Below are 14,830 nucleotides of genomic sequence, written 5' to 3'. Positions count from 1 at the left end.
TTATGAAAACAATTTTTAGGCTATTTATAGCGGTTCTGGTTTCGGTTTCGGCTTCTTCGTGCGGAGCTTGGCTTGAGGTAGAGCCCCAGAACGACATTACTTTGGAGGACTATTGGAAATCTGAAAAAGATATCAGATTGGCCCTTAATCAGTGCTATTCGCAATTGAGAGGGCAGGTCAATACCCTTTTTTTGTGGGGTGATTTGCGTGGGGATTTTGTGGTGGATGGCGCCTCCAATCACGGGGACTATTTGGACTACGAACGAGTGTTAAGACTTGAGATCTTGGATAATAATTCCCTGAGTAAATGGGGTGGGATCTACAAAGTGATTAACTATGCCAATAATGTAATTAAGTACGCTCCCGGAGTAAGATCTTCGGATCTCACACTGGGAAAAAAGGAACTTAACGCCTATCTGAGCGAAGCGTATTTTCTCCGTTCGCTGAGTTATTTCTATTTGGTAAGAACCTTTAAGGACGTGCCTTTACAGTTGGAGCCTACTGATACGGATGACGTAAACGTAGTTTTGCCCAAGAGCACTGAGGAGGAAGTCTTGGCCCAAATTGTAACTGACCTTGAATGGGCCGAGCGCTATATTCCCAGACGATACGCCGACCCTGACCTGAACAGAGGTTTCGCTACGCAAGCCGCAGTACAGGCTCTGTTGGCTGATGTCTACCTTTGGATGGAGGATTATGACAAGTGTATTGAAAAGTGCGACAAGATTATCAACCGATCGGATTATGTTCTTGTAGAATTCTGGAGGGATATTTTCGCCGAAGGTAATACCATCGAGAGTATTTTCGAGTTGCCTTATGATGTGGCCCGTGGAGAGAAGAGCCCTTTGAAAAACGTGTTTATTAAAGATGGTGCGGAGGTTTTGTCGGCATCCACAGAAGTGGGCGAACTTTTCACTGACAGGGATATCCGGAAGATAAACACTTTGATACTCCGTGAGGGGGAAGACAATTACACAATTGTAAAACCCTTGTTGGTCAGTAATGTCGAGGACGCTAACTGGATTGTATACCGTTACGCGGAAGTGTTATTAATGAAAGCCGAAGCTTTGGTGCAGAAAGATCAGTATTTCGAAGCGCAATTGATCTTGGAAGAAATTCGCGAACGCGCCGAGCTTGATGTGCGTGTGATCCCAAGCAACCGTGAGGTGGCCGAAGACATTATCCTCGAAGAGCGCGGAATGGAACTGGCTTTCGAAGGCAAACGTTGGTTCGACCTCTTGCGGATGGCCAAGCGCAACAACTACCAGAGGAAAGAGAAGCTTATCGACCTGATGACCAAAGGGGTGGATCCGGGTTCGGTACCCAAATGGAGAAGTTTGCTGACGGACCCGATGAGCCACTATATGCCTATCCACAGAGATGAGTTGCTCAGCAACCCGAACCTTACGCAAAACCCTTATTACGATTAATTTGGAGACTATGAAGAATAATAAAATACAAGTGCGTTATTCTCTGCTTCTCGTCTTGTCGTTTTTCTGTCTGGCCTCTTTTTGGGCTTGTGATACCGACAAAGGGGCCTATACCGAACCGGAATACTATACGGCCCTGCAACTGATGGAGCGTGATGAGGAAGGTCGCTTTGAGGAATGGCTCAAAGTGATTGCGCAATCCGACTATGAGGGACTTCTGGGAGCAAGGGGAAAGTATACTGTCCTAGCTTGCGAAAACGAAGGCGTGCTCAAATACCTGGCTGACCAAGGCCATTCGAGCGCCACTGGTATGGAGAAGGAAAAGATAAACCGTTTGGTAAAAAACCATATCGTGATGTCGCAGTACGAAAGCTACGCCATGGACCAAGGTCCGATGGCCGACACAACGCTCAACGGCAACTACCTGACGGTAATGTTTGGCGACGGCGGTTTCAATACCATGATGCTTAACCAGACTTCACAGATCGTCGATCGCGATTATGAGTGCTCAAACGGTGTGTTGCACGTAGTAGACATGCCAGTATCGCCTATCGTAGACGGAGGCTTCACAACTCTGAAAAAGGCTCAGCGATTCGGAATCTTGGCGCAAGCGGTGGAATTGACAGGCTACGATACCAAACTAGATTCTTTTCAGGACGAAGACGGAAAGCTGACCAGTTACACAATATTTGCTGAACCTGATGAAGTATATATAGCTGACGGAATCCAAACAGTTGAGGATTTGATCGTTAAACTGGGTGCGGCGGACGACTATACGAATCCGGAAAACGCACTTAATCAGTTTGTCGGAAACCACGTGCTTACCAGAAAGCTGTACTCCAACCGCCTCAAGGCCGAGATGTATATGACTCTTAGCAAGACGATGGTGGAAGTGAACCCGTTGGAGAAGTTCTTCGTGAATCCGCATTACGATTTCCTTGATAATATCTTGGAAGAGTCGAACTACCTGAATGTTTACAAAATGGACCTTCAGGCCAGAAACGCCGTGATTCATGATTTGGAGAAAATCCACTATGTGTTCCAGCCCACCCCGAGGGAATTTTACGATGACGTTGATGACGTTCCGGAAATTTTGAAATACAACAAGAACAACATCAACCACACATACTTCTCCGCCGACGAGATCGGCCGTTGGAAAGGTTTGGGCTATATCCGCTTCAAATACCAGCTGGGCAGTGGCGGTTACGACAACGACTTTGTGGCCTGTTGGGATGCACGCTACGGTTGGTTCGAATACACAACCAAGCCTATCGTTAAAGGAAAATATAAGGTTTATGCCAAGTTTGCCGAAAACGGAAACAAGGGAACCTTCATTACCTCCATTGATGGAATAAAAGGCGAAAAACCGGCCAAGACGGGTGTCCAGTCGCACTTTATGGGCATCTATACTTTTAAGGAAAACGGTTCGCATGTAATTCGTTTCGAGGCCATTACGGGTTCGGGCTTGTTGCTGGACTGCTTTATTTTCAAACCGGTAAACTAAACAGATCATGAAATATATCTGGACCATGGTATTGGCCGGCGCGCTGGTTTCAATGATGTGCGCATGTGACGATCGTGACGATCATTTTCTGGACCAAGGCAGTTCCGAAGTTAAAGACATGACGGTTGGCGAATACATAGCGTCGAAAGGGGACTACGCTTTTTTCGCCGATTTCCTGAAGCGTACGGGCTATATGGATTCCGTTTCCGGTTCCAGGCCCGTTACCGTTATGTTGCCTCCCAAGGAGGCCATCACGGCCTGGGACGAGTCGGAGATGCCTGTTGACAGTCTGTTGAAATACCATATCGGAGGCACGCTTCTTTATGATTTTTATTTCAATGTGGATGACGAAACAGGAAAGTTCATCAGGCGAAACTTGAAGTCTCTTTACAAAAACAAAGAGATTTGGGTGGACAAGGACCACGGCGGACTACTTTTCGATCTGGAAGCTAGGTCTAAAACAGAACCTTTGATCTGTCAGAACGGGATTATTTACTTCCTCGACAAAAACTTGGAGCCGTTGGAAAACATCTTCGAAGGCTTCGAGAAACCCGTGGAAGGTTATGATATGTTCCGTGAGTTTGTTTTGAAGGATTCTCTGCTTTTCAAAAGAGAGCTCAGTGATATGATCGGGGTCAACGAATTCGGTATGCCAGTTTACGATTCCGTTTTTGTTGACGATTATGTCTATCTGGTGAAATATGGACGTATAGACGACGAAGCCCGCCGTTTTGAAGCGTTACGCCTCTCTGATGAGGCTTACAAAAAAGCCTATGATAACTTGGTGAAGCGCTATTACACTTCCGAAGAAAACCTTCCCGACTACTTTACTGATGACGTGGAATACCGAAAATGGCTACACGATAAGATCATGGCTTCGACCCTGTTTTACAAGTCCTTTGAGGAACTTGAGCAAGGAGATACGGTATCAACGAGTGGTGGTGATATTATCTTGACGGAAGAATGGTTTGCCGAAGAGCCAACAAGGTTCAGCAACGGTTATGTTCATGACATCGCCAATTTGGAATTGCTCATGGGCCCCGTGATGGTTAGACCTTTAGCTTTCGACGCTTCCGACGATAGTAAACTCATGTACTACGGTTTCGACAATCCGATGTCGGACGCGCCGGTAATACCTTCTTCAGGCGAAACCCCGGATGATGGAAGCCAGTTTGAAGAGGTCGAGCGTTCCGTTTCGGTAAAAGACCAGCAAGTGGCTTTCAATTTCAGCGCCGACAAGAAGTTCTACGTTCAGTATCGCCTGGAGGATGTTCCTGCGGGAATGTTCGATGTCAGTATTAGTGGATTGAAAGACAACTCTACAGGCGCCAAGGTCTACCTCGACGGTGAGGTGTTGGACACGGACTATCTCCCTGGATATAACTGGTCTTATGATGTTTACCGAGAAATCATGTTCAGTGAATTTGGCGATCGCACCATCCTTTTTGAAGTGGATACACCGGACGACGACGGGAAATACAAAATTAGTTTGAACTATTTCACAATGTCGGCGAGGTGGGAATAGCACTGTACGTGTTTTTTTGATTTTCGTTCAAAATCAATTTGGAATGAAGAACATTTTTGTAAATATAATTTTATTGTTCGCACCCTTGTTTGGCGGTTATGTCCATGCTCAGGACAAGGTTACCGGCCAAGTGAGGGACGCTGAAGGCGGTGGCGCCCTAAAGGGTGTCGTCGTGAACTTGCTCGGAAGCGACGGCGTTTCCGGCTTTACAGACGACGAGGGTATGTACTCGCTTCCGGTATCCTCCAAGGCGGAAGTGATGTTGGAATTCGCCTACGCGGGTTACGAGTCCCGGACCATTTACATCAACGGGCGAAGCGTAATAAATGTAAACCTTGTGCCGGCGGGTGGCGCCGACGCCAGTAAGCGCCACGCCACGTCGCGAGGTAGCTTGGACAGCCGGGAATATGCCGGCGCGGCCGTAACCTTGACCCGCGACCAGATCATGGAACGCGGATACGGAACCTTGGACAATGCGCTGCAAGGCATGGTTCCCGGCCTGTACGCCGTTTCGCGTTCGGGAACTTCGGCTTCCGGTACGTCGATGAGCCTGCGCGGAATGTCCACGCTTTCGTCCCATACGCGCCCGCTGTTGGTGGTTGACGGCGTGATCTTCGAGACCGGGGTAGGGCAATTGTCCTCGATCGACGGCTTTACTTATAACCCGTTGTCGAATATCCAGATTCGCGATATCGACCGCGTAACGGTAATCAAAGACGGAGTGGGAGCCAATTACGGTGCTTTGGGATCGAACGGGGTAATCTTGGTTACTACCAAAGAGACTGAATCGAACAAAACTCGGGTAGACTTTTCCGCCAACGTAGGCGTGATAAGCCAGCCTGAGGGGGCTTTGGTTATGGACGCCACCAGCTTCCAGAACTACGCTTTGGAACAGCTTTCGAACAGGGGCTATTCGTACTCATATCTTCAGTCGGTTTATCCTTTCCTGATCGATCAGGCTGAGGGCGTGGAGAAACACCGTTACTCGCATAATACCGATTGGCAAGACTTAACCCAGCGCGCTGGTACTCTAAGCGACTACTCTGTAAACATTCAGGGCGGTGATAATGTGGCTTCTTACAATATCTCTGTAGGATACAAAAGCAATGAGGACGTAATCGAGAATGCGGGTTACGAATCGTTTGACTTTCTGGTAAACGCCAAAGTGCAGATGACGCCGACTTTGGTGATCAAGCCTAGGGTAGTAATGTCGAGGGTGGATTCCGATTTGCGTGAGGAAGGCTCGAACGGCACTACCAACCCGACGCTTGCGGCCATTTTCAAATCACCGCTTACCGGTCCTTTCAAACGTAGCGAGAAGGGTGTGACCATGCCTTTTTACGATGAGGTGGGAGCGTTCGGGATGAGTAACCCGGTATCGTTGGTAGACAACGCCGTGGGCGAACACGACAACTTCAGGGTAAGGGCGGGCTTCTATGCTTCGCAGAAAATCTTTAACAACCTTAGCCTGGAGATTTCGGAGTTTGTGGACCTTTTCAGCGTGAAAGAGGCCTCGTTTATTCCGGAAACGGGAGTGGTTAGCCAGTATAACGGACGCGCCCGTAACGTAATGTCAAGTACCCAACGCGATTATTACTCGATCTTGAGTGAAGCGTCGCTGAAATACGATAAGGTTTTCGCCAACAAACACCACCTGAACGCGAACGGTGGCCTAAGGGTGTTGATGAACAAATTCGAAGAGGAAAGCGCCGTGGACATCAACTCGCCATCAGATGAATTTGTCGTGATCGGTAGAGGTAACAAAAGCTTGCGTAATCTGGATCCCGTAAACGGCGACTGGAATATGCTCAGCTTTTTCGGTAACGCCGGCTACTCTTACAAAGACAAGTACTACGCCGACCTGAGTATTTCGGTTGACGGAAGCTCTAAGTTCAGCGCCTCGGAGCGTTACGGATACTTTCCTGTGGGCGCCGTGGCTTGGAGAGCCTCTTCGGAGCCTTTCCTTAACGGGCTTACTTTCCTCAGCGATTTGAAATTCAGGGCCAGCTTCGGCCTGTCGGGCAACGATGATATCGGGTATTATTCGTCGCGCTTCTATTACGTGGGTGTACCGATGTTCGACATCAACGGTTTGCAGCGTGGCGGTATCCCGAGTACGAACCTTACTTGGGAAGTCAACAAGCAGGCTAACTTCGGGATGGACCTTTCCCTTTGGAACGATCGCATCTCGCTTTCGCTTGACTATTACGATCGCAGAGGCCTGGATTTGGTGACTTACGAACAGCCGGAGGTTTATTACGGAAGCGATTACCTGCTCAGCAACTCTGGCGAGGTAAGCAACAAAGGCTTTGAGATGGCCCTTAACGTAGGCGTTGTGCGTCGCAAAGACTTCACCTTGGACATGGGCATGACCTTGTCGGCCAACAAGAACGAGTTGGTTTCTTTGGGGCCGAACGCTCTGGAATCTGATAGCTGGGGACGCTATGTGGTCTCCGATATCAAAGGCGGACAGTTGATCAGCCGTGAAGGGTCTACCGTAAACGCTTTCTTCGGTTACGAAACCAAAGGCGTTATCAGCTCAACGCAAGAGGCGGAAGCTTTGAACCTTAAGCATCACCTCGGCGATCCGTTCCGCGCAGGCGACGTTCTTTTTGTCGACCAAAACGGAGATAATATTATCGATGAGAACGACCGTGTGGAACTCGGCGACCCTATGCCCGAATTTTTCGGATCCTTCAATATGCGGGCGCGTTACAAGAGACTGCGTTTCAGCATGCTTTGGGACTACGTCTACGGTAACGAGATGTACAACAACGTAAGATCCGAAATGGAATCGATGGACAACCTCTGGAACCAGAGCCGTGCCGTCGAGCGCCGTTGGCGTCAGGAAGGTCAGCAGACGGACATGCCAAAGGCCACTATGTACGACCCGATGGGCAATAGCCGTTTCTCGGATCGCTGGATCGAGGACGCGTCGTTTATCCGTCTGAAAAACATCTCCGTATCATACGATTTCAACATCAAGAACAAAGTCATCAGAAGCCTTAGCGCCTACGTGGTCGCCAATAACGTGATCACGTTCACCGATTACTTGGGAGCGACTCCGGATGTGGCCTACAGCCAAAACGCCATGTACAACGGCGTGGATTATGGCAAAGTACCGCTCACTCGGTCGATGATGTTAGGGATTAAGTTGGGTATCTAATATTCTCGGGATGAACATTACTTTGAAAAAAATATTCAGAAGCGCGCGGGTCTTGGGCCTGTGCGCAACACTGGGAGCCTGCTCGGATTTCTTTGATCCGTCGCAGGACCTGATACAGGAAAGGGAAGACCATTACCAATCCCTTGATATGGCCCGCAAGGCTGTTGTCGGCGCCTACGCTGGCTTGCAGGAAGTGGTGGAACCGTTGGTGGTATTGGGTGGTCTCCGTGGCGACTTGATGGTCAGGACCTTGAGCGTAGACGAAAGCCTCAGGGAAATCGAGAACTATTCCGTAACCGCCAAAAACGAATACGCCAACCCCAGACCGTTCTACGATATAATTCTGGAATGCAACGACGCTTTGGCCAATTTGGAAAAGACCAAGCAAGACCCCCAGATGACGGAACACCTCTACCCGGCGTACAAAGCCGAGCTGATGACGTTGAGGGCCTGGACATATTTCCAGTTGGCCCAGACGTATAAAGAGGTACCGTTTATCACGCAGGAAGTGAATGGCTTTTTCGGCGACTACAAACCGGAATCGCTCGATTTCATTTCCATGATAAACTGGCTGACGGAGGAAATGACCTGGGCCCAAAAACAGCCTATCCTCGACTGGACCGTCACCGACAAAAATGACAAAGAGATCCTTCAGCCATGGAGAAAGGTATTTATCAACAGAAAAGCCCTTTTGGGGGAGTTGTACCTGACTGCAGGCCAATACCAGAAAGCGGCGAACCTGCTCTATTCCTGTATCATTGACGATGGTCAAGGTAAAGATAATGAGGAGCACAAATGCGCTGGAATCACAGGCCAATTGAATTGGAGGAAATATTGGCACAAAATAAAGGACGGTTCCTCGACGTTTGAGCAAATCAGTGTAATTCCCTTTCAGTCCTCCCAAGGGCAGACCAATGAGCTTTCCAGAATTTTTTCGAACGCTTCGTACAACGATTACCTGCTGAAGCCGAGCTCGCTGGCCGTTTCTATATGGGAAAAGCAACATTCCACAATGTCCAACCTGCCCGGCGATTTTTATAGAGGACTTGGCGCATCGTACAGGATTTACTCTGAGGATACGGTGATCACCAAGTTTAGCCAAGGCAGTAATTACAAGCTTGACCCCGTGTTCTCGATCTATCGTGCCGCCGACGTCCATTTGCTTTATGCCGAGGCGATCAACAGGCTCAACCAGTCGGACAAAGCGTTGGCTGTCGTGAATTCGGAACTGGAAGGATCGCCCGAGACCAGCGGCATCAGGGGGCGCGTCAACTTGGAGATAGTCAGAATGGACAAGCTGAAGCTGGACTATCCCGACATTACCGACGAAAGGGAGCTTGTGGAAATTGTGTTGCTTGAGGAAAGAGCCTTGGAGTTCGCGTTCGAAGGCCGAAGGTGGAACGACTTGGTACGCTTCGCTACCCGTGTGGGCAAACCCGAATGGCTTGCGGACCGCGTGGCCAGCAAATTTGCCTCTTCCGACCCGGACAGGGCCGAGAAATTAAGAGCGTTTTTGATGGATGAGGATAACTGGAGGCTGGATATGCCGATGGTTAAGCTCGAAAACAAAGACCAGTAAGCGCAAAAGGATGGGCGATTCTGGTTAAGAATCCGCCAAACTGAAAAAACGAGAATGGCGCTTCCGCGAAATCCGTTGCCCGGCAGGGGAAGCGGAAGCGAATTTTGACCATTGAAAATATTGAAGCAGATGAAAAGGAAACTGTTTTTCATAATGGCGTGTTTGGGCGTGTGCCTGTGGTCTTGCGAGGAAGACGACGGCCCGCTTGAAATAAACGACGCGTTTTTGGAAGTGATGACCGAAGCTGCCACGCAAATAGGGTCGGATGGCATGACCCTTAAGGGCAAGATCATCTACATAGGCGAAACTGATGTCGAGAAAGTGGGCTTCTCATACTGGAAACAGGGAAACCTGAGTACCAGAAAGACGGTGGAAGCCGAATACAATCCGTCGGACAGCACGTTTACGGCCGATGTGATGGAGCTGAAGTCGTTTACCACCTATACTTTTGAGGCTTACGCCGAAGACGGGGTCAGTAAAGAGGAAGGCGACGTACTGAGCGCCAAAACCTTGGTGGCCGAGGGCGTAGTGGCGCCGGTGGTGGAGATGGTTGGCACTGACAGTCTGTCGTTCAACAGCGTAGTGCTCCGCGGTAAGTTGGTGTCTGACGGACAAAGTGACCAAACCACATTCCAGTTGATGTATTGGGAAAAAGGTTTTGACAACAAAGCCGAATCGGTGGAGCCGGCAATGGACGAAGAGACCAACATCGGCAGTTACAAGTTGATGGGTTTGAGGCCGGGTAAGGAGTACAAGTTTACCGTATTGGCCCTTAACGAAGTGGGAAGCGCGTTTAGCGATACGCTCGCGTTCACGACCAACAGCATGGTGTTCGTAGACGTGGATGCCGGCGAAGGGGCTAATGACGGGTCTTCTTGGAAAGACGCATTCGTTAGCCTCAAAGAAGCGGTGGAAGCCGGCGGTATCGACGCCGAATTCTGGATAGCTGAAGGCCTTTACAACGAGTCGGAGATTCCATTGTATAACGGCACCCGCTTCTTGGGCGGATTTACTGGAACGGAAGAGATGGAATCTCAGCGAGACCCTGTAGCCCACGTTACGGCAATAGGACGTACTCAAGAGCAGTATGACGCTGGCAAAGATGACAAGTTCAAAATTCTGACTTCGCAATTCAAGCATAAGTTGGAAGGTTCCGAATTCGACGGTATTCGTTTTCAGTATAGCAAAAACGACGATTATGGAGGAGTGTTGGATTGCCGATTGGGAAGCCCGATTTTCCGGAACTGTGTATTTTACAAAAACAGGTCTTCCAAAAAAGGGGGAGCCGTTCATCTTAATAAATCTGCGGCCCAATTCCACAACTGTACTTTTGAGGAGAACTATGCGCATTGGGATGGTGCTGGTATTGCGGCTTTGGGTGGTGATACCAAAGGCGTGGTGATTAATGAATGTATTTTCCTGAACAATAAAACGCCTTGGAAAGCGGGAGCCGTTTTACTTGAGCACGGTATTTTGATTCGCGAGTCCAGCTTTATTGGCAATTGGGGCAACAACGGCGTGATTTACGTTTATAAAGGCTCTTGCCCGAATTTCATTGGGGAAATCCAAAATATTGACAACAAGAACAAAAAAGGCGATGGCCCAGTGAACCGCTTCGTTGATAACGTGGCGGCCGACTGCGGACTTTATTGATCCATTTATTCAGTAGCCAATTATGCGGTTACGGGATCGAAATACTGTTTAACAGGCGCTAAGAGGTAAGTATCCCATCTAAGTCCAAAGGTTTCCGGAAAAATCATTTCCGGGAACCCTGGACAAGTCCGGGAACTCTTTTTGAACTTTGAGGCGCCTATTGATCTCAAGACAAATGAAAAGAATTTACCAGAACATATACAAGTTTGTGTTGTTTGGTGCGACCGGGATCTTTCTGGCTTGTGCCGAGGACACGCTAGACTTGAAGGCTCCCTCACCTGAGATTTACGACACAAAGCCTCTCCATCTGATAAACGACGTGTCGCAGTACTGGAACCCTCAGCTTTTTGGGGAAGGAAACAATTTCTTCAGCTTTCTGGATACGGCTAACGCCCAATTTATGACACTGTCGTATCCGAAGCTTTCGAAGATTGACGCAACGGGACGTAATGTGCTCAACGTGTATCTCAATACGGAGAATAACGAGTCTTATACTCCGGAAGATATTGCGTACCTGACCAAGTTCTCCGAAAAGCGAAGCTTGTGTTTCTTCGCTATGGGTGACGGCGCTGAACTTGCCAATCCAAATGATCTGGTTGCCGGTTTTGGTTTCGCCTTTGAGGCTGGTCCCGTAGGCGATATTACGACCATGAAGGAAGGCCATACTGTAAAAGCCAGTAATAAAGGCTCTTTCCTTAGACTAGACACTCCCGAAGAATGGACGATTTTGGCAAAATCTGGTGAGACCCCCGTTATTGCTGTCAAGGGTATAGGAAATACGCTTGTTTTGGCTTCGGGAATCGATATCTTCTCAGGGTTTGACGCAGGTAATGTGGCTTTCTTTAAAGAAATCATGAAGGATGCGACCACCAAAAGTCCTGCTTTTTTTTCGTCAGAATACATAAGCGTTCTCGATTACGGATTTGCCCAGAGGGAAGGGCATGTAACCTATAAAGCCAACACTTATTTTCAAAGCAAAGTGCTGGACGTAAAGCAAGTCTACGAGACCGTTCTGGAGGACGTAAAGCAATATTTGGATAGAGACGACGGTTCTCGAGATTGGACATTGCGTTTGATGGGAGGAAATGGAATCTTAACCAAGAATGCGGGTGAATATTACTTGGGCATAGGAGCTAGTGACTTTGCCGGAAACACGGAAAAGCTTTCGGTCGAACTAGGTAAATGCGCTTATCATTGGGTTAATGACTTCAAGGTGGAACCCTTTGATCAGGATGCTCTTGCTTTGTATACAATAGTGAAGATCCTTGAAGAAAAAGGAGTGGCTGACGCCCGCGAGAAATATATCCGCCCGTTGGTTGATTTCGCCAAAGGCCACACCGATTTTCAAGCCTATGATCCCTTGACGATGAGTTCGGAACAGTTGGGCATGTACCCTAGAGAGTTAGGCTTGGGAAAAATGTTGGCAACATTGGAGCAAATCGAAGAGACTCATGGAGCGGATGCAGTTACTAATTTTGTGGAACACAGGAAGACTGAACTGCCGAACGGCCTTGATCAAGACCCAAATAACAATGTATGGGCTTTGGGAACAATGACCGAGGATGTGGACGCGGCTTTTGAACTGTTCGTTGGAAACGGGTACGGTGTGGATTTTAACAAGAGGACTATTCCCGGGACATATGAGGGCGAAAGAATTCCCGCCTCGGAACTTACGGTTATTTCCAGCCCGCCGGCACGCGAAGGAAAACCGGATTACATTGTTGATGGAGACGTTAATTCAAAATTCCACACGAACTGGGATAACTCAACACCGCCGATGCCACATGATATCGTAGTGGATATGGGCGAACAGAAGGAAGTGGCTTATTTCGTATATCATACGCGTCAAGACCAAAACGACCAGATTACGAAGTGTTATCTGTATGTAAGTGATGATCCAGATAACTGGGGTGATCCGGTAGCCGAATATCGCCATGAGGGAGAGGCTAACAAGGACCCGGTAACGGGCGAGACCAATAAGGGGCCAAAGAGTATTTACGCTTATACGTTTAAAAAAGGACGTTATGTGAAACTGGCAATTCACGAATTTAAGAGAGGGAAAAATGAGACAAAGTACTCTAGTGTAAACGAATTGGAAATTTACAGCTATAAAGGCCCCTTGGCCGAAAAATAAGCTGGGTAAAGATAACGGAGTAGTGTTCTTTATTTCGGCGCTTATGTAGGCAAGCGCTATTTTAAACCACCCAAGGCAAGGGTGGTTTTTTTATTGTCTAATGTGGCGTATCAGGCGTTTGGTTTTAAGAATTATGTTGACGAGCATTTCTATTTCTTTTATTCATTGCCTAATATATAGAGCTTATATAGTATCACTAACTATATGCGGTCACATGGCCACAATATTGCTCCTAAATTGTTTGATAATTCCGTTCCTTAGATAACCGAGAATAGTTCCTGATTAATATAAGGATTGGGCTTACCATGTCTCTATGACAGCTTTCATTTCATAGTTTCTCCTCTATTCATCACTACTCAGATGTTTCAGCCCTTATAAGTACAAGTAGGCGAGGAAACTAGCATTCCCCCCCTTTTTGCGGATCTTTCGGATAGAGTGCTGGACTTCTTCTTGGTCCACAACAGCATCAGTGAATCATTTTATATTCTTTAATTCGAAATTTGAAAAGGTAAATGAGGGGGTGTTTAACCCTTTTTTCTCAGGAACTGTAAAAACATAGGTGATTATGGTCTCAACTCAGGATAATCATGTCCTTACATAATAGTATAAGGGTTGCTGATGAGGGGGTGATCAATTTTTGTATACAAAGTTTATCATGGTCAAAAAACACCGCCATTTTTTCTTTTGCTTTCATGATAAACCGTCAGGTGGGATGAATTATTCTTGATGCTATACTGTCTATGAAGAGGTGGGGGTAATTTTCCGGGGGTATCAGATGTTTTACGTTTTAGTAACAGCTTGTTGCGTGATAGGTTGTTCCTATTGCATTATTGGTATGTGCTGTGAGGGGTATAATGGCGAAATGAAGGGGTGTTTTAAGTGTTAATCTTTTGTTTTTGAAAGGAGGCTCTTGATATTGTGAGGTGTGAAATGTTTTTACACAGGTAAAAATTGACCATTATATTCCGTTGCTTTTTGGCTAACTGAAAACATTTTTACACAAAATGGTTTTGTTTCAAATCTTATAAAATAGTTACTTGAGTTGACGAAAGGGGGAGCTATTATACAAGAGATGTTCTATCGCCCAATTGATAATGGGATGATCCCTTGGATATGTTATATAAGGATCTCAATTAAGGAGAAAATGTTGTTGGTGCCCTTTTCGGTTACTGGACAATTAATACTGTAGAGTCTGGAGTTGATTCGTAAAACACAGTTTATAATATAAATATTGACAGGATAGCGGGAGCGAGAAAAGTTAGACGAGACATAAAATACAGGCTCGATATTATTTTAACGAAGTTCTAATCTCACGTTTGCTTGTTTACTCAAATATTATCAGTGGTGGGGGCCATTGTTAGTGTTTATTTCTAGCCACATATCATTAATATATTTTGCGAAACAGAAACTCTTAGGGGCTAAGAGTAATGTTAACAGGGAATGATATCATATATTTTTGTTTCCGCTTTTCGAGGGTGGAAAAGGGAAGTCCTCAATTATGCTAAGAGGAATGAGGAAGTTTGTGCCTAATAATTAATAAGGCCTAGTCCTCTCGTCTTTATTAGCGGTAAAATGTAACTGGCCGATATGTGAGTCTTCGTATTGTTGTATTTACGGAGCCTCTATTATTTCCTATTTATATAGGGATGTTTGGTTCGTTGTAGGCTTTCTTCTTGTTTGTCGATTATTTCTAGAATATACAATATTCCCTTTTCTGGGAAGATATAAGTACAACAGGTTACGTAATGTAAGCGTAGACCGTTTTTGATTGTATTTGTGATAATTTAGATATGGAAAATATTATGGAATTTTTTGCTTCGGGAAAAGTGCTTTATCCCT

The 14,830-nt window shown here is 47.0% G+C and carries 7 protein-coding genes; all 7 read left to right on the top strand.

The annotated features are described in order from the left end of the window. Positions 1-2 precede the first annotated feature (2 nt). The 7 genes from AABK39_RS19620 to AABK39_RS19590 all read left to right on the top strand — a co-directional run bounded on the left by AABK39_RS19620 (position 3) and on the right by AABK39_RS19590 (position 12,991). A complete protein-coding gene (locus tag AABK39_RS19620; RefSeq protein WP_338395006.1) occupies positions 3-1,430 on the top strand; it encodes a RagB/SusD family nutrient uptake outer membrane protein in 1,428 nt (475 codons plus the stop codon). Between the two features lie 10 nt (positions 1,431-1,440). Continuing rightward, on the top strand, positions 1,441-2,934 hold the full coding sequence (locus tag AABK39_RS19615; RefSeq protein WP_338395005.1) for a fasciclin domain-containing protein: 1,494 nt from the start codon (positions 1,441-1,443) through the stop codon (positions 2,932-2,934). Between the two features lie 7 nt (positions 2,935-2,941). Next, entirely contained in the window at positions 2,942-4,459 is a 1,518-nt protein-coding gene (locus AABK39_RS19610; protein WP_338395004.1) for a fasciclin domain-containing protein, read from the top strand. 43 nt (positions 4,460-4,502) lie between these two features. Beyond that, positions 4,503-7,625, top strand: coding sequence for a SusC/RagA family TonB-linked outer membrane protein (locus tag AABK39_RS19605; protein ID WP_338395003.1), 3,123 nt, complete (start codon positions 4,503-4,505; stop codon positions 7,623-7,625). Between the two features lie 10 nt (positions 7,626-7,635). After that, a complete protein-coding gene (locus AABK39_RS19600; RefSeq protein ID WP_338395002.1) occupies positions 7,636-9,204 on the top strand; it encodes a RagB/SusD family nutrient uptake outer membrane protein in 1,569 nt (522 codons plus the stop codon). Positions 9,205-9,333: 129 nt separating this feature from the next. Continuing rightward, positions 9,334-10,857, top strand: coding sequence for a fibronectin type III domain-containing protein (locus tag AABK39_RS19595; RefSeq protein WP_338395001.1), 1,524 nt, complete (start codon positions 9,334-9,336; stop codon positions 10,855-10,857). Positions 10,858-11,032: 175 nt separating this feature from the next. Continuing rightward, a complete protein-coding gene (locus tag AABK39_RS19590; RefSeq protein ID WP_338395000.1) occupies positions 11,033-12,991 on the top strand; it encodes a discoidin domain-containing protein in 1,959 nt (652 codons plus the stop codon). Positions 12,992-14,830: the final 1,839 nt, after the last annotated feature.

Origin of the sequence: Fulvitalea axinellae (assembly GCF_036492835.1) — a bacterium.
In the GTDB taxonomy this organism is placed as follows: Bacteria; Bacteroidota; Bacteroidia; order Cytophagales; family Cyclobacteriaceae; genus Fulvitalea; species Fulvitalea axinellae.
The sequence above is the reverse complement of the archived record's forward strand: the minus strand, read 5'-3'. Positions and strand labels throughout refer to the sequence as shown.

Excerpts from the sequence above, each read along its gene's own strand:
- AABK39_RS19620 (WP_338395006.1), top strand. The coding sequence starts at position 3 with ATGAAAACAATTTTTAGGCTATTTATAGCGGTTCTGGTTTCGGTTTCG.
- AABK39_RS19615 (WP_338395005.1), top strand. The coding sequence starts at position 1,441 with ATGAAGAATAATAAAATACAAGTGCGTTATTCTCTGCTTCTCGTCTTG.
- AABK39_RS19610 (WP_338395004.1), top strand. The coding sequence starts at position 2,942 with ATGAAATATATCTGGACCATGGTATTGGCCGGCGCGCTGGTTTCAATG.
- AABK39_RS19605 (WP_338395003.1), top strand. The coding sequence starts at position 4,503 with ATGAAGAACATTTTTGTAAATATAATTTTATTGTTCGCACCCTTGTTT.
- AABK39_RS19600 (WP_338395002.1), top strand. The coding sequence starts at position 7,636 with ATGAACATTACTTTGAAAAAAATATTCAGAAGCGCGCGGGTCTTGGGC.
- AABK39_RS19595 (WP_338395001.1), top strand. The coding sequence starts at position 9,334 with ATGAAAAGGAAACTGTTTTTCATAATGGCGTGTTTGGGCGTGTGCCTG.
- AABK39_RS19590 (WP_338395000.1), top strand. The coding sequence starts at position 11,033 with ATGAAAAGAATTTACCAGAACATATACAAGTTTGTGTTGTTTGGTGCG.